This window comes from Thiorhodovibrio litoralis (assembly GCF_033954455.1).
Lineage (GTDB): Bacteria > Pseudomonadota > Gammaproteobacteria > Chromatiales > Chromatiaceae > Thiorhodovibrio > Thiorhodovibrio litoralis.
This window is the reverse complement of sequence record NZ_CP121473.1, coordinates 1,870,831-1,888,078: the sequence shown is the minus strand read 5'-3', so window position 1 is coordinate 1,888,078 and position 17,248 is coordinate 1,870,831. Positions and strand designations below refer to the sequence as shown.

The 17,248-nt window shown below is 62.8% G+C and carries 18 protein-coding genes and 1 pseudogene; 13 read left to right on the top strand and 6 right to left on the bottom strand.

Annotation, left to right across the window (positions count from 1 at the left end; genetic code table 11):
- Window positions 1–75 precede the first annotated feature (75 nt).
- From hcp to Thiosp_RS08260, 5 genes are all read left to right on the top strand, one after another.
- Entirely contained in the window at window positions 76–1,368 is a 1,293-nt protein-coding gene (hcp, locus tag Thiosp_RS08280; RefSeq protein ID WP_201067315.1) for a hydroxylamine reductase, read from the top strand.
- 129 nt (window positions 1,369–1,497) lie between these two features.
- Complete coding sequence (locus Thiosp_RS08275; protein ID WP_201067313.1) at window positions 1,498–2,244, top strand: Crp/Fnr family transcriptional regulator; 747 nt, start codon at window positions 1,498–1,500, stop codon at window positions 2,242–2,244.
- Between the two features lie 137 nt (window positions 2,245–2,381).
- The gene (locus Thiosp_RS08270; protein ID WP_242518645.1) at window positions 2,382–3,005 is read left to right on the top strand and encodes a c-type cytochrome; all 624 of its coding nucleotides are present in this window, start codon (window positions 2,382–2,384) and stop codon (window positions 3,003–3,005) included.
- Window positions 3,002–4,324, top strand: coding sequence for an NAD(P)/FAD-dependent oxidoreductase (locus tag Thiosp_RS08265; protein ID WP_242518643.1), 1,323 nt, complete (start codon window positions 3,002–3,004; stop codon window positions 4,322–4,324). Before Thiosp_RS08270 ends, Thiosp_RS08265 begins: the two co-directional genes overlap by 4 nt.
- On the top strand, window positions 4,321–5,484 hold the full coding sequence (locus Thiosp_RS08260; protein WP_201067311.1) for an NnrS family protein: 1,164 nt from the start codon (window positions 4,321–4,323) through the stop codon (window positions 5,482–5,484). The genes Thiosp_RS08265 and Thiosp_RS08260 overlap by 4 nt, the downstream gene beginning before the upstream one ends.
- A 6-nt stretch (window positions 5,485–5,490) precedes the next feature.
- On the opposite strand, the gene Thiosp_RS08255 is transcribed toward Thiosp_RS08260, so the two are convergent.
- Window positions 5,491–6,027 carry a hypothetical protein gene (locus Thiosp_RS08255; RefSeq protein WP_201067309.1) on the bottom strand — a complete coding sequence of 179 codons (537 nt, stop codon included), beginning with the start codon at window positions 6,025–6,027 and terminating at the stop codon, window positions 5,491–5,493.
- 238 nt (window positions 6,028–6,265) lie between these two features.
- Here Thiosp_RS08255 and Thiosp_RS08250 point away from each other — a divergent pair, with 238 nt between their 5' ends.
- The 5 genes from Thiosp_RS08250 to Thiosp_RS08230 all read left to right on the top strand — a co-directional run bounded on the left by Thiosp_RS08250 (window position 6,266) and on the right by Thiosp_RS08230 (window position 10,823).
- Complete coding sequence (locus tag Thiosp_RS08250; protein ID WP_201067308.1) at window positions 6,266–7,795, top strand: multiheme c-type cytochrome; 1,530 nt, start codon at window positions 6,266–6,268, stop codon at window positions 7,793–7,795.
- Between the two features lie 106 nt (window positions 7,796–7,901).
- Window positions 7,902–8,381, top strand: a complete 480-nt coding sequence (locus tag Thiosp_RS08245; protein WP_201067307.1) for a tetratricopeptide repeat protein — start codon at window positions 7,902–7,904, stop codon at window positions 8,379–8,381.
- Window positions 8,382–8,648: 267 nt separating this feature from the next.
- On the top strand, window positions 8,649–9,080 hold the full coding sequence (locus Thiosp_RS08240) for a hemerythrin domain-containing protein (RefSeq protein WP_323696978.1): 432 nt from the start codon (window positions 8,649–8,651) through the stop codon (window positions 9,078–9,080).
- A gap of 25 nt (window positions 9,081–9,105) precedes the next feature.
- The gene (locus Thiosp_RS08235; RefSeq protein ID WP_201067305.1) at window positions 9,106–9,486 is read left to right on the top strand and encodes a DUF2249 domain-containing protein; all 381 of its coding nucleotides are present in this window, start codon (window positions 9,106–9,108) and stop codon (window positions 9,484–9,486) included.
- A complete protein-coding gene (locus Thiosp_RS08230; RefSeq protein WP_201067303.1) occupies window positions 9,483–10,823 on the top strand; it encodes a hypothetical protein in 1,341 nt (446 codons plus the stop codon). Before Thiosp_RS08235 ends, Thiosp_RS08230 begins: the two co-directional genes overlap by 4 nt.
- 25 nt (window positions 10,824–10,848) lie before the next feature.
- Here Thiosp_RS08230 and Thiosp_RS08225 read toward each other — a convergent pair whose 3' ends face one another.
- The 5 genes and pseudogenes from Thiosp_RS08225 to Thiosp_RS08205 form a co-directional block, all read right to left on the bottom strand.
- Window positions 10,849–11,157 carry a TusE/DsrC/DsvC family sulfur relay protein gene (locus Thiosp_RS08225; RefSeq protein ID WP_242518648.1) on the bottom strand — a complete coding sequence of 103 codons (309 nt, stop codon included), beginning with the start codon at window positions 11,155–11,157 and terminating at the stop codon, window positions 10,849–10,851.
- A 39-nt stretch (window positions 11,158–11,196) separates the two neighbouring features.
- A pseudogene (gene istA / locus Thiosp_RS08220) lies at window positions 11,197–12,180 on the bottom strand (IS21 family transposase); the annotation flags it as partial.
- A 135-nt stretch (window positions 12,181–12,315) separates the two neighbouring features.
- On the bottom strand, window positions 12,316–12,489 hold the full coding sequence (locus tag Thiosp_RS08215) for a hypothetical protein (RefSeq protein ID WP_323696977.1): 174 nt from the start codon (window positions 12,487–12,489) through the stop codon (window positions 12,316–12,318).
- Window positions 12,470–12,778, bottom strand: coding sequence for a helix-turn-helix transcriptional regulator (locus tag Thiosp_RS08210; RefSeq protein WP_323696976.1), 309 nt, complete (start codon window positions 12,776–12,778; stop codon window positions 12,470–12,472). Before Thiosp_RS08210 ends, Thiosp_RS08215 begins: the two co-directional genes overlap by 20 nt.
- A 553-nt stretch (window positions 12,779–13,331) precedes the next feature.
- On the bottom strand, window positions 13,332–13,862 hold the full coding sequence (locus Thiosp_RS08205; protein WP_323696975.1) for an MFS transporter: 531 nt from the start codon (window positions 13,860–13,862) through the stop codon (window positions 13,332–13,334).
- A 325-nt stretch (window positions 13,863–14,187) separates the two neighbouring features.
- Between Thiosp_RS08205 and Thiosp_RS08200 the strand changes: the two genes are divergently transcribed.
- The 3 genes from Thiosp_RS08200 (at window position 14,188) to Thiosp_RS08190 (ending at window position 17,188) form a co-directional block, all read left to right on the top strand.
- Window positions 14,188–15,903: a recombinase family protein gene (locus tag Thiosp_RS08200; protein ID WP_323696974.1), complete on the top strand. Its 1,716-nt coding sequence runs from the start codon at window positions 14,188–14,190 to the stop codon at window positions 15,901–15,903.
- A gap of 14 nt (window positions 15,904–15,917) precedes the next feature.
- Window positions 15,918–16,109: a hypothetical protein gene (locus Thiosp_RS08195; RefSeq protein WP_323696973.1), complete on the top strand. Its 192-nt coding sequence runs from the start codon at window positions 15,918–15,920 to the stop codon at window positions 16,107–16,109.
- Between the two features lie 125 nt (window positions 16,110–16,234).
- Window positions 16,235–17,188, top strand: coding sequence for a PDC sensor domain-containing protein (locus Thiosp_RS08190; RefSeq protein ID WP_323696972.1), 954 nt, complete (start codon window positions 16,235–16,237; stop codon window positions 17,186–17,188).
- The last annotated feature ends 60 nt before the right edge of the window (window positions 17,189–17,248 follow it).

Here is a 17,248-nt window from a genome sequence, read left to right as displayed (position 1 = left end):
TAACGACCGGCGCAGCGCGATCCATCCGGCCTGTCCCCAATACACCACCATCAAACCACCACGGGAGTCTGCCCCATGTTCTGCAACCAATGCGAGCAAACCTTTCGCAACAGCGCCTGCGTCAACAGCCCCGGCGTCTGCGGCAAGAATGAGGATATCCAGTCCTTGCAGGAGCTGCTGATCTTTGGCCTCAAGGGCATGGCCGCGTATGCCCATCACGCCCGCCGGTTGGGCCAGTCGGATGAAGCCGTCTCGGCCTTTATCGAAGAGGCGTTGTTCGCCACCATGACCAATGTGAACTTCGATGAGGACACCCTGCTGAACTACTGCCTGGAGTGCGGCGAGAAGAATCTGCGGGTCATGCAGATGCTCGACGAAGGCCATATCGCCACCTTCGGCGCGCCGCGCCCGACGCCGCTGCGCGAAGGCACCCAGGCCGGCCCCGGCATTCTGGTCACCGGCCATGATTTGCTCGATCTGTGGCAACTGCTCGAACAGGTCAAAGGCACCGACATCAAGGTTTACACCCATGGCGAGATGATGCCGGCGCACATGTACAGCAAATTCCAGGAGCATCCCAATCTCGCCGGCCATTATGGCGGTGCCTGGCAGGATCAGAAGAGAGAGTTTGCCGCCTTTCCGGGTCCCATTGTCGGCACCACCAATTGCGTGCTTATTCCGCCCGACAGCTATCGCGACCGATTGTTCACCACCAATGCCGTCGCCGTGCCGGCCGGGCAGCACATTACCAACGGCGATTTCAGCCAGGTCATTGCCGCCGCGCGCGCCTGCCCGCCATGCGAGGAGCGCCTGGGTGCCGAGCAACCGGTCGGCTTCCATCGCCAAGTGATTCTCGATCAGGCGGGGGCCATTCTGGAGGCCATCAAGGCCGGCAAGATCAGCCATTTCTTTGTGATCGGCGGCTGTGATGGCGCCGAGAAGGGGCGTAATTATTTCACCGACTATGCCGCCGCCACGCCGGATGATTCCTTCATTCTCACCCTGGGCTGCGGCAAATATCGCATTCGCGATCATGTCTATGGCGAGCATCTCGGCCTGCCGCGCCTGCTCGACATGGGACAGTGCAACGATGCCTATGGCGCCATCATGGTCGCGGTAGCACTGGCCGAGGCGCTGGAGTGCTCGGTGAACGACCTGCCGCTGACCTTGGTGATCAGTTGGTTCGAGCAAAAGGCGGTGGCGGTGCTGCTGACGCTGCTGCATCTGGGGGTGAAGGGCATCAACCTCGGCCCGCAGCCACCGGCTTTCATCACGCCGAATGTCTTTGCCCGCTTGCAAGCGGCCTATGATCTGCGCCTGACCAATGGTGATCCGCGCGAGGATCTAAAGCTGGCCTTGGCGGCATGATGGCCTGTGTGTCTGGCTGTCCAGCCGCGCCAGACGCCAGGAAAACCGATGCGGAAGCGGCCCTGAACTGATCGGAACCTGATCGGAAAGGGGCGCGCTGCTTATCACAGCGGGAGCCTTGCCAAGGTCATGCATCCAGACACTCGCGCGATCACCAGTCTGTCTTTGCTGGAGACCATCCCGGTTTTCGCGCGCGCACCGCGCGCGGCCTTGCACTTTCTCGCCGCCGGCTGTCATCCGCGCCAGGCGCGGCGCGGCCAGGTGCTATGTAGTCGCGGCGAGCACCTGGATGGCTTTAATATCCTGGAATGCGGCCGGGTGAAACTGTCACTGCTCTCGGCCAATGGTGGTGAGCGGGTGCTCGAAATCCTGCGGCCCCCGCGCACCTTCGGCGAAGCGGCGGCCTTTCTTGGGCAACCCTGTGCTCTGCATGCCGAGGCGCTCAGCGATGCCCGGCTGCTCTTTGTCGAGGTGCGTCAGGTGCGCGCTGCCATCCCGCTCTGGCCCGAGGTCGCCGAGCTGATGCTCCGGCTGGTGGCTGGGCGTGCGCAGCGGCTGCTGGTCGATCTCGAGGCCTGTTGTCTGCATACGGCCGCGGAGCGAGTTGCCGCCTTATTGCTACGCGAGGCCTGTCCCAGCGCCACGGAGCCGGACAGCGCGCAACTGGAACTACCGGCGTCCAAGATTCTGGTCGCCTCCAGCGTGAACCTGTCGCCGGAAACTTTCTCCCGCGAGCTGCACGCATTGGCGCGGCGCGGACTGATCCGGGTCGAACGGCGGCGGATCCACATTCCCTCACTGGCGCGCCTGGGCCAGCTCGGCGGACTGGCGGTGGCGGATATCGCCTGCCCCGACCTCGCCCCTCTGTCAGCGTAGGCCACCGTCCAGGATGTCTTTGAGTTTTGTCAATTCAAGTCCGGATGAATTGTCAAACTTGATGTGGATCAAGACCAACCGGGTGCCTGTCCCCGGATACTCCACCACAGGCGTGTGAACCAAATTGGAGAAACATCATGCGGGACGAGATGGGCGGTGACATTGCTTATCTATCACGGCGGGGTCGCCCCTGGCGCTGGCTCCCGGCGCTGCTGTTCGCGGGCCTGGCCTGTGGCGCCCAGGCCGGGGACGTGCGCTCGACGGCCATGCTCTCGCACACCTGCGCCGGCTGCCACGGCACCGATGGTGCCAGTGCCGGCGAGGCGATGCCGACCATCGCTGGCATGGACAAAGGCTACCTGGTCAAGACACTCGTGGACTACCGGGACGATCTGCGCCCCTCGACCATCATGGGCCGCATCATGCGCGGCTACAGCGACCAGGAAATCGCCGCCATCGCCAGCTTCTTCGCCGCTCGGCCCTGGGTCTCGACCGAGCGGACCATCGACGGCGAACTCGCCTACCAAGGGGAACTGATCCACCGGGAGCGCTGCGAGACCTGTCATGCCGATGGCGGTCGCGGCCAGGATACCCACTCCCCGCGGCTCGCTGGACAATGGGGACCCTATCTCGCCCATGCCCTGGAAACCTGCCGCGCGCAGGGTCCAAGCTGCAAGAAGCGCCAGGGCGCCGAGCGCGTGAATGTGCTCGAGGATGCCGAGATCCAAGCCCTTGCCCACTGCTACGAGAGCCAGAAATGAGCGAGCCAAACATGAGCACCCAACCCATGCCGATTTCCCGTCGTCAGTTCCTGGGCTCGGTCGGAAGCGCGACCGCAGCAACCGTCGTCGCCGGCCTGCTCGGGGTTCCCGCCATCGTGCGCGCCGACACCCCCAAGGCGCGCGTGCTGGTGGTCGGTGGCGGCTATGGCGGCACCATTGCCGCCAAGTATCTCAAGATGGCCGACCCGGACTTGCGGGTCACCCTGATCGAGCGCAATCCGGTCTATGTTTCCTGCCCGCTCAGCAACGAGGTGCTGTCAGGCGAGCGCGATATCGACAGTCTCACCTTCGACTACCGAGGTCTGAGCCGGCGCGGCATCGCGGTGATGGGCGATGAAATCGTCGAGATCGACCCGGTCAAGCACGCGGTGATCGGCAAGGGCGGTGCCATCTATCAGTACGATAAACTCATCCTCGCGCCAGGCGTGTCCTTTGACTTCGGCGCCATCGACGGCATGAGCGCCGAGCTAGCCGACACCCGCATTCCGCACGCCTGGAAAGCCGGCCCCCAGACCCTGCTTCTGCGCCGGCAGCTCAAGGCCATGTCCGACGGCGGCCTGTGCGCCATCGTCGCCCCGCCAAATCCCTTCCGCTGCCCGCCTGGCCCCTATGAGCGGGCGGCGCAGATCGCGCTGTATTTCCGCCATCACAAGCCAAAATCCAAGGTGATGATTTTTGACGCCAAGGACGCCTTCTCCAAGCAGGCGCTGTTCCAGGCCGGTTGGAAAGAACACTACGGCGACATGATCGAATGGGTTCCGGCCGCCGCTGGCGGCGAGATCGAGGCCATTGATGCCGACAGCATGACCCTGACCGGGGTGGTCGAGGACTTTCAGGCAGACGTGATCAACCTCATCCCCCGGCAGCGCGCCGCCGAGCTGGCGGTCGCCAACGGGCTGACCGACGCCAGCGGCTGGTGCCCAGTCGATCAGCAGACCTTTGCATCCACACAGCATCCCGACATCCATGTGATTGGCGACGCGGTGATCGCTGGTGCCATGCCCAAATCCGGCTATGCCGCCAACTCCCAGGCCAAAGTGTGCGCCATGGCGATGGTCGCCGCCCTCAATGGTCAGTCTGCCCCAGCGCCCTCTTACGTCAACACCTGCTACAGCATTCTGGCGCCCGATCATGGCATCTCGGTCGCCGGTGTCTATGAACTCAAGGACGGCGAGATCGTCTCGGTGCCTGGTGCCGGCGGCCTGTCCGATCCCCATGCCGACGCGCGCACGCGAGCGATAGAGGTGCAATTCGCGCTTGGCTGGTATCGCAACATCACGGCGGATATGTTCACTTGACGCCGTTCGAGAAAACCCCGTTCCTGGTGCTCGGTTTCCGACCGTTTTTTCTGGTCGCCGGTGCCAGTGGTTGCCTGTCGCTGCTGGTTTGGTTGGCCATGCTGCAGGGGCTGGTGCCGATCAATTCGCGCTTTCCCGGCAGCGCCTGGCATGCTCAGGAAATGCTTCAGGGCTATGCGCTGGCGGTCATCGCCGGTTTCCTGCTGACCGCCGTGCGCAACTGGACCGGGCAGCCAACGGCGGCGGGCGCCGAGCTGGCCGGCTTGGTGCTCCTGTGGTTGCTGGGGCGACTCTTGCCATGGTTGCCAGGGCCGGCCTGGATCGCGGGGCTGCTCGCGGCGGCCTTTCCGCTGGCTTTGGCGTGGTCGTTGCGCCAGCCACTGTGGAAGGGGCCGAATCCGGTCAATCGCGTTTTTCTGCTCCTGCTGGCGGGCATGGCCGTGGCCGTTGCTTGGAGCCATCTGCACGCGGCCGGCGTGCTGCCCGGAGGGTCGCTCGATGCCGAGCGTCTACTGTTGAATCTGGTGCTGATCACGCTGCTGATTGTCTCCGGTCGGGTGCTGCCTTTCTTCACTCAGGCCGCCATCCCGCAGGCACAGCCGCGCTCCTGGATCGTGCTCGAGGTGCTAAGCTTTGTGGCCGCTGGCCTCTGGCTGGTCGCCGATCTGCTCAGTCCCTGGCCCTGGCTGAACGCCAGCGCCGCGTCGGTCCTGGCGCTGATCCTGACCCTGCGTGTCGGCGCTTGGCATGACCGGCGCGTGTGGCAAATTCCTATCCTGGCGGTCTTGTACGCAGGCGCGCTGTGGCTGATCGGCGGCTTGCTGCTGACGGCCGGCGCGGCACTTGGATGGCTTGCGCCCCAGATCGCGCTGCACGCGCTGACTGCCGGCGCTGTCGGGGTTTTCACCTTCGGAATGATGGTTCGGGTGACACTCGGGCACACCGGGCGGGCGATGGTCGCGCCAGCCTCGATGATCGGAGCCTTCGTCGCCATCAATCTCGCCGCGCTGATTCGGGTCGCATTCCCGCTACTCTGGCCTGCACATTACAGCACCTGGATGCTGCTCTCGGGCTTGCTGTGGAGCGGCGCCTTTGCCACCTTCCTGCTGGTCATCGGCCCGATGCTGCTGGCGCCAAGGATGGATGGTCGGACTCTTTGAAGCCGCTCAGCGCACTTCGATCAGATTGACCCGGGTGCCTGCCTGCGCGGGCAGTTGCGCACCAAGGTGCAGATAGGCGCCAGGCTCCAGACGCGATCCGCGCAACAACGTCATTGGCGTCTCGGCGATCACCGCGCCGCCGTTGTCCTTGGCGATCACCACCAGCGGAGTCGGCTGGCCCGGCTGTCGTGGCCAGGCATCGGCAGCGCCCAGCGGTGCCTTGATCTCGAGCAGCAGCTCGACGCGATCACGGGCGCGATCCAGGGTCTCGGCGGCAACACGCAGCGGATCGCCATCGAGATTGGGGCCAAAACGCCAGGCAACCGTTTCCTCCCTGCCGCCGGCCACTGCGGGTGCGGTTGCCGCTGGCGTGTTCGGCGCTGACGAAGGCGGCTCTCGCAGTGCCTCGACTTCGATGGCCAGGCGCTCAAGACGCGCCTCCAGGGCCACCAGGCGCGTTTCAAGCGCGTTCGTGTCCCGGCCGCAGGCCTGCATCAGCAGTGCCGCGACCAGCATTGAACTCAGTACGGGGATGGTACCCATGAGCGTGAAGACCAGCCTGTGAGTGATTCAGAGGGAGTCAATTGCGATAGATCAATTCCTGCCATTCTCGCACTCCCTTCGCCGCGCATTCATGAGGTAAATCAAGATTCGCCGCGCCCTTCTGGTGCAAAGTCCCGACTCGGGGTGCGCCGTCCCATCGCCATTGCCGGATGCGCGCCCTTTCCCGTGAGCGCCAAAGCAGAATGATCCCTAAAGAAAAACGATTGAGGAGTGCACCATGTTGAAAATACCTTATGGGCCAAGTACCCATGGCCCGCGCAGGATGAGTCGCCTGAACGCCTGGCTGTTCGGCGCCGCCATCCTGCTGTTTAGCATCCACGCCCTTGCCGTGCGGCCCGCCGGTCAGCCCGGCGTCGACTGGGGTGACCCCAGGGGTCAGAAATGTATCGACTGCCACATGACCGAGAACCCCGGTTTGTATTGGGAGTGGAATCACAGCCAACACGGCCAAAATGGGGTGACCTGCCTGGATTGTCATGAGGCCAAAGAGGACGATATCGATGCCTGGCGTCATGAAGAAACCTATGTCTCCATCGTGGTCACGCCCAAGGATTGCGCCAAATGCCACCAAAAAGAGTTCGAGGAAATGGACGGTTCGCACCACGCCAAGGCGGGTCAGATTCTCGGCTCGCTCGACAATCTGCTTGGTGAAGTGGTCGGTGGACCTGCGGCGGTGAATGCTGGCTGCAAGCAATGCCATGGCTCGGAGTTGGAGTTCATCACCGAAGGCAAACGCAAGGATAAGGGACGGCCGAAGCCCGGGAGTTGGCCCAATACCGGCATCGGGCGAATCAATCCCGATGGCAGTCTTGGTTCCTGTACCGCCTGTCACGGACGCCATCGTTTCAGTAAGGCCCAGGCGCGCACGCCCGATACCTGCGGTAAATGTCACGTCGGTCCGGACCATCCGCAGATTGAGGTCTACAACGAATCCAAGCACGGCATCATCTACCGCGCCAAGGTCGATGAAATGAATTTGGAGTCGGACAAATGGGTCGCTGGCATCGACTATAGCGCCGCGCCCACCTGTGCCAGTTGTCACATGAGCGCAGCACCAAATGAGGCAAGTACTCACAACGTCGGCGAGCGCATCTCCTGGACACTGCGCCCGCCGATCTCGACCAAGATCAATCTGGTCAAGCTCGACAACGGCGAGGAATTCGATGTACCCGAGGGCCAACCGATCCCCGCCGTCGGCGATGAGGCCAAGGGTTCGACCGTGGTCGAGGTGCTGACCTGGGAAGATCGCCGCAGCAAGATGGAAGACATCTGCTATGCCTGCCACGAGACGAGCGTGATCGACGGCCATTATGAACAGTTCGATAACGTCGTCCATCTCTACAACGACAAGTTCGCCAAGCCGATCGCGGCCGTGATGGCCGACTTGAAGGAGAAGGGCTACATCACCCCGGCGCCCTTCGATGAGAAGATCGAATGGACGTGGTGGGAGATTTGGCACCACGAAGGCCGTCGTGCCCGCCATGGCGCATCAATGAGCGGTCCCGACTACACTTGGTGGCACGGTATGTACGAGGTCGCCCAGCACACCTATTTCAAATGGATTCCCGAGCTGAAGGAAGTGGTGATCAAGAAAGACGGCAATGACGAGTACGCCGTCACGCTGCTTGAGGAGCACTTCAAGCCGATCGAAGGGCACGACTGGTACTTCAACGGCATGAGCAAGGATCAGATCGAGACCGTGCGCAAGGGCTTTGAGGCACGTTACGGCAAGGGGGCGCTGAAATAGCCCGCCACTGGTGCCAACCGATAGGGTGGGAGCGGGCTTCAGCCGCGACCTCTCGCGGCTAAAACCGCTCCCACCGCCATAAACCCCTTTTCCGCAGGAAGCTACCATGTACACCGCACTGCGCCTGATCACCTTAGGCAGTCTGCTCACGCTGAGCCTGGCCCCTGCCGCGCAGCCAGACACAGCCGCCCCAGCCTCCACGGCTGACACCGACAGTGTCGCCACAATGATCGAACAAGCCCAAGCACAGCTCCAGCGCGGCGAGACCGATGCAGCCATCGCCACGCTGAAGGGCGCGATCACGACCGACCCCGGCTCGAGTCTCGCCCACACCCGTCTCGGCGGCGCCTATCTGCTCAGCCAGGACTACAGCGGCGCCGTCGGTCAATTTCAACAGGCCATTAGCACCGACAGCCAGAATGCCAGCGCCTTCATCGGCCTGGGCATGGCCTATGTCCATCTCAAACAGACCGGCCCTGCCAAGGCGGCTCTCACCGAAGCCCGACGCTTGAACCCCAGCCAGAGCGCCGACATCGACGCGCTGCTCGGGCAAATCGAGCAGCGTGCTTCGGCGCATCATCCCTGAGTCATTCCAGCCCCCCAGCACCACCGCCCAGGTCGGGACTTTCCTGGCTGGTGTCTTGCGACAGCAGATGTCTCGCAGCCGCGGCACGACATCGAAATCCAATCGAGGGATTTCGCACTCTTGACCTTGGTCAAGGGCATCAGTGAGCTCGGGTGAAACACTAACCTCTGTCGACAAAGTCAGCGGCGGATCGGCGCATCCCGCATGCCATCTCCCCGCGCCTCCGCAGCCCCTCATCTTGCCAAACGCACAGGTTCCACCTTCGCCATGTCCCAGCCCTTCGTCACCACTCTGACCGCCGACCATCGCCGCTGCGATCAACTCTTTGTCCAGGTCGAGACCGCCGCGCAGTCGGCGGACTGGACGCTGGCGGCCAGCGCGGTGGAGGCCTTTTGCAACGCCACCGACCGCCACTTTCAGTTCGAGGAGGACATGCTTTTTCCGCCGCTCGAAGAGGTCATGCCGGGCGCCACCGGGCCGACGGCGGTGATGCGCCAGGAGCACCAGCTCATCCGCCAACTAATGGGCGATCTGCGTGCCGCCGTGGACGCACAGGACGGCGACGAAAGCCTGGGTGTGATCAGCACCCTGCACATGGTGTTGCAGCAGCACAACATCAAAGAAGAAGGAGTGCTCTATCCCGCCGCCGACCGCGACCTGGCCGACCAGGCCGAACGCCTGTTGGCCTCCCTGGCCTGAGGGATTGAACGATGGAGCAAAGGCGATGAATCGCCGGGGAAAAGAAAAGCAGCGAATAAAATGTGAGGAAAGTATCACGCCAACGCCCGACGACTCCGCTCTTCACACACCACTCGCCCCTCGGCACTCACCACTCACCCATCAGCACGCTCAACTCAAACCGCGCCACCTCGATGTCTCGACGCTGCCGCCGCCCGAGCCGCTGGAGCAGACCTTGGACGCGCTCGCAACCCTGGCTCCCGGCGAGCAACTGGTGCTGCATCATCGCCGTCAGCCCTACCCGCTCTATGACATTCTCAAGCGGCTCGGTTATCGCTGGGAGGCACAGGGCGCGGACGACGCCTGGCAGATTCTGATCGAAGCCGACCCGGCGACGGCGGATCCGCTGGCAAGGCCGCTGCTGTGATCGCCACCGCTGGTCTCAGCCTGGAGCAAGCGCCGCCGATTGATCTGCCGCTGCGGTTCTTTCTCACCGCGCCCCTGTTCGCCATCGCCTCTGCCCTGCTGTTGTTTGACCAGACCGAAGCCATCCTGGCTACGCGCTGGAGTCCGGCCGCTCTGGCCGCGACCCATCTGCTCACGGTCGGTTTTCTTGGCCAGGTGATGGCCGGGGCACTGTTGCAGATGCTCCCGGTGGTGGCCGGCGCGCCGGTGCCGGCAGTGCGTCCCTTGGGCACAGCCGTGCATGGACTGCTGACCCTGGGAGCTGTGTGCTTGGCGCTGGGCTTCTTGTATCACCAATCGTTGGCGCTGGGTCTGGGGGCGCTCAGTGCCGCGCTCGGCTTCGGCCTGCTGGCCCTAAGCGCGCTTGTGGCCTTGGGGAGGAAAAGAGTGGAGAGGAGTGAGAAGAGAGTCACGCGACACCAGAGCCTCCTCGATCTTCGCTCACTCCTCACTCGTCTCCACTCACTTCTCGTTCCAGGTCAGCCCTTCGTCTGGCCGCTGCTCGCGCTACTGATGACCGTCGTTCTGGGGCTGGTATTGACTCTGGCCGTACTCGGCTGGCTACCACTGCCCCAGCGCCTGACGTGGGTGGACTGGCATGCCCGCTGGGGACTGATCGGCTGGGTCGGGCTCCTCATCCTGACCGTCAGCTTGGCGGTGGTGCCGCTGTTTTATGTCGCCCCGGCCTATCCGCGTCGCCTGGTGCGTTGGGGGGTTCCGGCGCTGTTCGTGCTGCTGTGTCTGGCCGGGCCCTGGGCGCGCCCGCCGCTGATCGAGGGGGCGCTGGCCGGCAGCTTTGCGCTCTTCGCGCTCTTCACCCTGTGGCGGTTGTCGCAACGCGCGCGCCCACGGCCAGATGCGACCCTGTGGCACTGGTGGATGGCGCTGGCGACCCTGCTGATCGCGGTGCTGGCTTGGTGGCTGAAGGCACCGACATCTTGGACTGGGTTGTGGCTGCTGGCCGGGGTGGGCATCGGACTGCCGAGCGGCATGCTGGTGAAGATCCTGCCCTTTCTGTCCTGGTTTCATTTGCAGTCGCGCCAGATCAGCCTCGGGCGGCTGGACATCCGCGTGCCGCACATGCACCGGCTGCTGCCGGAGCGGCTGGCGCGCATGCAGGCCGGCGGACAGTTCGCGGCACTGGCCTTGCTGCTCGGCGCCGGCTTGACCCTCAGTGTTGCGCCCGCCGTTGCCGTTTTCCTTACCCGCATGGCCGCCGTGCTGCTCGCGCTGGCCCAGTTTGGGCTGTTGGGGCTGCTCGGCCAGGCGGTCTGGCGCTATCGCCAGGTGGCGCGATAGCTGGCAATATCGCCATCGCTTGATCTTAGGCCATCAACCTCAGCCCTATTGCGGACTGGCCGCGAGGCAAGCCCGCCAGCCGATGGCCCTGCTCGGTCAGTCCGCCGGCGGGAAAGAGGCCGGGAAACCACCGCGGCTGGCCGGCGGCCCGCGGCCAGCGGGCTCGGAAATGCAACATCGCATCCAGATCAAGACAGCTCATGGGTAGCCCGTGCTTGGTGTAACAGCGGCGCAGATGACGAATCACCGCCCAGTGCCTCGGTGTCAGCCGCAAGCCCTCACGCGTCGCCTGGATGCGGGCGAAGGTCTCAGACCAATCCGCCGGATCGCGCAGATAACCCTGGGCGTCGGTCTCGGCTTGATCCCCGTGGTTTGAATAGTCGTAAGCCTCGGCGGGTAAGGGACGCAGTGCCGGGCGGTCGATGGCCTCAAACGCCTCTTTGCGCGAGCCGGGGAGCTTTTTGAACGGGCGCTGGTTGAGCCAAGCCAGGCGTTCGGCGATGGCCTCATTGAGCTCGCGCAGGGAGAAAAACGTGCGCCGGCGCAGAGCGGCGAGTATCCAGCGTTCAACCACTTGCACGCCGACTTCGACCTTGGCCTTATCCCGAGGCTTGCGCACCCGGGCCGGGACCACCGCAACACCGTAATGCGCGGCCAGCTCGGCGTAGGTGGGGTTGATGTCGGGCTCGTAACGATGGGCTTTGCTTACCCCACTGGCGAGGTTGTCGGGGACCAGTACTTCCGGCACGCCGCCGAGGAACGCCAAGGCGCGCACGTGGGAGCCGGTCCAATCCGACAGGTTCTGCGTCCAGGTGGCTTCGGCGTAGGTGTCGTTCGATGCCCCCAGTACCGCCACGAAGATCTGGGCGGTGCGGATTTCGCCGGTGGTGCGATCGATCACTTCTGCCGTCTGACCGGCATAGTCGACGAACAGCTTCTCCCCGGCGCGGTGGCTCTGGCGCATGACCACGTCGAGCTTGGCCGACCAGCTGGCGTAGGTGTCGCAAAACCAGCTGTAGCCATAGCCTTGTGGGTAGGCGGCGCGGTATTCCTCCCACAGCAGCATCAGGCTGACGCCGGGGCGACGTAGCTCTTGGTGCAGGCTGGCCCAGTCGGGGATCGGGCGGCTGTGGGCCGGCAGCGCCGGTGCGGGCGGAAACAGCCGTCGCTCCAGCTCGGCGTCGCTGAGCGACTCAGGCAGCGGCCAGGGTAACCCGCTAGCGGCAAAGCGCCGCTCGTACTCGCCAATGGTGCTGCGTGCGACCTGCACGCTGGCGCCAATCTGACGTGCTGATCGCCCGGCCTCAAACCGCAGGCGCAGCACTTCTCGAATCTTACGCATGGACAAACGCTCCATCTCAACCTCCTCGCTTCGAAAAGGGGCCGAGGATAGTGGATCGTGGTCCTGCGTCGCTTCCTGCCAGGGGTGGCCGAATGACCGTGGAATCAGTGGCCGGATGCCTCTGGAATGGGTGGCCGGATCAGCGTGGAATCAGTGGCCGGATAATCCTGGAATCGGTGGCCGGATGGGCGTGGAATCCGCAGTGAGGCGGCCTTCGTGCTCGAACCATTTCTTGAGCACCGTCAGGCGCGTGGTTTCAGCGGATCCGGTTTGCTCGATACCGGCGATAATCGCCGCGAGTTTGTCATGGATGGTCTTTGGCATGCTCTGTTTCGCCACAGGTTGCGTGGGGTGCCACTGGCCGGGCATCGCTGCGTCCGGCGCATTGCAGTGCATCGAGGATGGCCGCCCGCCACCAATAGCGCCGCCGCTCGATGACCAGCGGTTGCGGCAGGATACCGCGCTTGAGCCAGCGCCAGAGGGTCATGTCGCTGATACCGCCAGCAATGCGACGCACCTCCTCAGCGGTGATAAGCCGATCGCCTGCGGCCTGGGTTATGGTCTGGGACGGAATTGGACATGTTTCGGGAAGACTGGACTCAAATGCTTGCATGGTCGGCTCCGATGGATCGTGGAGCGGCTACCATAGAACAGTATCCACTTGAGTGAGACTGGCAAAGAGGGCGGTTTCGCGGAGCTTTCGCCAGCAACTGAATTCCGAGAGGAAAAACCTGCCTAGCGTGACTTCAAGCGGCCAGATGGATAATGCCTGTGACTCAATGCCGAGGATCTTGATTTCCCCATGGCGTAGGCAGAGCAATCTGCTCAAAATTGCCGGACGGAGGGTAGCGTCGACTTAATAAATACGGAAATTTTCTGCCTGGATACCATATGCGATGGCTATACCAGCGGATTTATTTTTCCTCCCGATCTACAGTTAAACCTCAACCAGAGCGGCTTGGGTAATGTAAGGCGGCACTGGCTTCAAAAACTACGTTCCCCGGTCTGGACGCGGTTTAGAAGCAGATCACAGGGCATTATCCATTTGGAGTGCTCTTCGGATGGTGAACATCCATCAAACCATGAATCATAGTCAGTCTCGATAGGGAAGGCATTGTCCAGAACGCAAATGCCCGTTCGACATGCGTGCTTGTCACGCCGCCAGGTTATTCAAGCAAAGCAGATTCGATCACCCGGGTGAAGGCGAGCATCGAGGACTGGCGACTGAGTTCATTGGTCAAGAGCGCCGCCGTCGCGGGGTCGTTCAGGGTGAGCCCCTGCACCCTGAGCCAATGCTCCAGGGCGGGATTAAACGGGTTGATGTAACCGCCCAGCCGGTTCCATTCCGCCTGGCCGAAGCGCGCATACCAGGTCGCGGCAACGGAGACGCCGATGGAGCTGCCGACACTGCGCGCCAGGTTGTAGAGACCGGCGCCAGCATCGGTTGCCGAGGCCGGCAGCGTGGCATAGGCCTGCGTCGAGAGGGTGACGAAGATCAGCCCCATGCCGACGCCCTGCATGACCCCGGGCAAGATCAGCCAAATCGGACTTACATCCAGGTTGTACCAGGACATCATCCAGGTGGCGGTGCCGGCGATGCTCATTCCGGTGGCGATAATCCAGCGCGGGTCGACCCGACCCGTGAGTTGGGCAATCAGCATCATGCCAAAGGCCGCACCGAAGCCGCGTGGTGCCATCACAACGCCACCAACAACGTAGCAAACTCCCGCGTACAATGGGGCCTACGGGTCGCGCGAGCCTGTCTCTCGTGGGGCTTTCAGGGGACGGTGGATGCCGAGATTCGGCTGGTCATTGACGTCCCCACGACGCGGGAGGCTCAGTGATGAAGCGACCACAGCGGGCGTTGTCGGTGCGCATTGCCTTTGAACCGAACCGGTTTTCAGCCGAACGCTTGAGCGAGATCTACGCCCAGCTCAAGCCGACGGAATCACGCCCAATCGAAACGGCTCCTGCTGCGGCAAAGACCGCTCTACCACAGCGCAAACAGCGCCGAGGTGCGCGATGAGCCAGCCCCTGAACGTCGCCCTCTATGCCCGTGTCTCCTCCGAGCGTCAGGCCAAGGCCGGCACCATCGACAGCCAGGTTGCCGCGCTGAAAGCACGCATCGCCAGTGATGGCGAACAACTTCCCGAGGAACAGTGTTTCATCGACGCCGGTGTCAGCGGCGCGACCCTCATTCGCCCGCAACTGGAGCGGTTGCGCGATCGCGCGGCCATGGGCCTGATTGATCGGCTCTATGTGCTGGCCCCGGATCGCCTGGCGCGGAAATACGCCCATCAGGCCCTGCTGCTGGAAGAGTTCCAGCAAACCGGTGTCACCGTTGTCTTTCTCAATCATGCCGGCGGTGTCAGCCCGGAAGAAGACCTGTTATTACAGATGCAAGGCATGATCGCCGAATACGAACGGGCGAAGATCATGGAGCGCAACCGTCGCGGGAAATTGCATGGCGCGCGTCATGGGCGCGTCAATGTGCTTGGCGGCGCGCCTTACGGCTATCGCTATCAGCGCAAGCAACTCGATGGCGCACCGGCGCAGTATGTGATTGATCTGTCCCAAGCGGCCACCGTGCGGCAAATCTTTCATTGGGTTGGCGTGGATCGCTTCAGTATCGGCGAAGTGACCCGCCGGCTTGATGCCGAGGGCATTCCCACCGCCACCGGCAAAGCGCATTGGGACCGCAGTGTGGTGTGGGGAATGCTGCAGAACCCGGCCTATATGGGTCGTGCCGCCTTCGGCAAGACCCAGTCACAGCCGCACCGCCCGCGCGTGCGCCCAGCCCGTCACAGCGCCGAGACACCCAAGAAAGCCACTTCCGTGGTGCGCACCCCGCGCGCGGACTGGATCGAGATCCCGGTCCCGCCGTTGGTCAGCGAAGCGCTGTTTCTCGCCGTGGGGGAGCAATTGGAGGAGAATCGCCGCCTCGCCCGACAACGCCGGCGCGGCGCGCGCCATCTCCTGCAAGGGCTCATCGTTTGCGGGCACTGCCGCTATGCGTATTATGGCAAGCCTGTCAGCAAAAGCGCGGCCAAAGGTGGACAATGCTATGCCTATTATCGCTGCGTCGGCACCGATGCCTATCGCTTTGGCGGTGAGCGTATTTGCGACAACAAGCAAGTGCGCACCAGCCGGCTCGATGACCTGGTGTGGGAGCAAGTCCTGGCGTTGTTACAACAGCCTGAGCGCTTGCAGCAGGAATATGAACGGCGCCTCAATCGCCTGCAGCAGGCTCATGCGTCGCACACCGATACAGATGTGCTGGAAAAACAGCACCAGCACCTGAAACAAGGGAAATCGCGGCTGATCGATAGCTATACCGAGGGGTTAATCGATAAAAGCGACTTCGATCCCAAAATGGCGCAGCTCAATAGCAAACTCGAGCAACTTCACATTCAGATTGAGACAGCTCGCCAACAAGATGCTGGCCAGGCCGAACTGTTTCTGGTGATCAAACGGCTGGAGGAATTTGCCGCCGCGATTCAGGAACGTTTAACCGGCCTGGATTTCGAGACCAAGCGCGGCATCATTCGCGCGCTTGTCAAGCGTATCGAGATTTACCATGAGGAAATCCTGGTGGTTTTTCGGGTTGATCCCGATCCAAACATCGGCGACCCGGATGACAACGGCACCCCGGAAAAACCATCGGAGCAATCCAATGGAGCTTCAAGTATGCAAGATTGTAAGCGGCGTTCCGCATCCCGCTTGCGGCCTGGGCACTAATGGCGTCGATCGCGATGTGCTCCGCACTCCTGGTCGGCCTCGGTTCCGGGGGCACCCGCTCGCCGTCGCACGCCCACTTTATCCTGCCGCTCGTCATCTCCATCGCCTTCTTTCTCATCGCGGACATCGACAGCCCGCGCCGGGGAATGATCCAGGTCCAGCCCCAGAACCTAATGTCGCTCGCCGACTCACTGAAGATCCCCTGACCACCGCCGGCGCGCCAACGTCAAAAAGACAGGCAGGAAGATCACAACGGGCTGCGAATGATTCGGGGACCAACGGGCAACCTGAGCTAATCTTGCGTTGTTCTAGACCGGCCAATGAGGGGTTGATGATGGATAGCACGCTAAAAGGCACGATTCACCGTCAACGCGAGGTAATCGCGAGGACGCTGCACGAGCCCATCGCGCAGACCGCAGCTGCTTGTGTTGCGGCCTGGAGTGATCGTGGGCAGCTCAACGACGTCTTAATGGATTGCTGCCGACACATCCCCTCCTGCGGTGCGCTGTTTGTCGTGGATCGTGCAGGCCGGCAGATTAGCGACACCATCAGCGCAGCTGGAGCCGAACCGGCGGACTTTGGGCGTGATCGCTCGACGCGTCCCTACATGCGTGAGGCCGTTCCGGCGTGGGGCTTCCTGCTCTCGGATGCCTATGTCGGGCTCGTGTCGCATCGCCCATCGCTGACGGCCTTGCACGTCGTCCGCCGCGACTGGGAACTGCTGGGTTATGTTGGTGCGACCTTCAATCTCAAAGATTTGCCGGTGACGGCGAAGCTCTATGAGGACCTGCCCCACTGGCTCCAGATCAAAGGCGACCCATCGATTCGCAACACGGTGCTCTTGCAGACGCGTGTCGAAAGCCCGATAGATCAGAACCTCGATCAAGTCCTCAGCGTCATTGAGGAGCTGCTGGTCGATCGCGGGATGTTTCAGGGCGTGGTGCACTTTTCGAGCAGTCGGGCGACGGTGTGGACCGTGGATGATCCGTTTCGCTACCGCATCCTTGATCATGAGGCGCTCTCGGACCCGGACATTTGCCTGGTCTATCCCAGTCGAGCCTATTCGGCTGAGGCTGTGATTCCGCAGGCAAGCATCTCGCCCATCCTCAATGCGTTGAAGGAACTGCGATTGATGGACGACACCTTCTACCTGCGCTCCGCGTCGCTCAACCTGTTCAACGGCATGATTAGCCTGACCTTCTCCTGTGATGGCACGCACTACATGCGATACGACGAGTTCCTCGAGAAGAACTTGACCTTCTGGGTAGGAAGCGGCGCGGCCTAACCGGCCCGTCCTAACCAATGAGGCAGGTGGCCTTAGAGGCTACCCCACGACAGCCTTTCG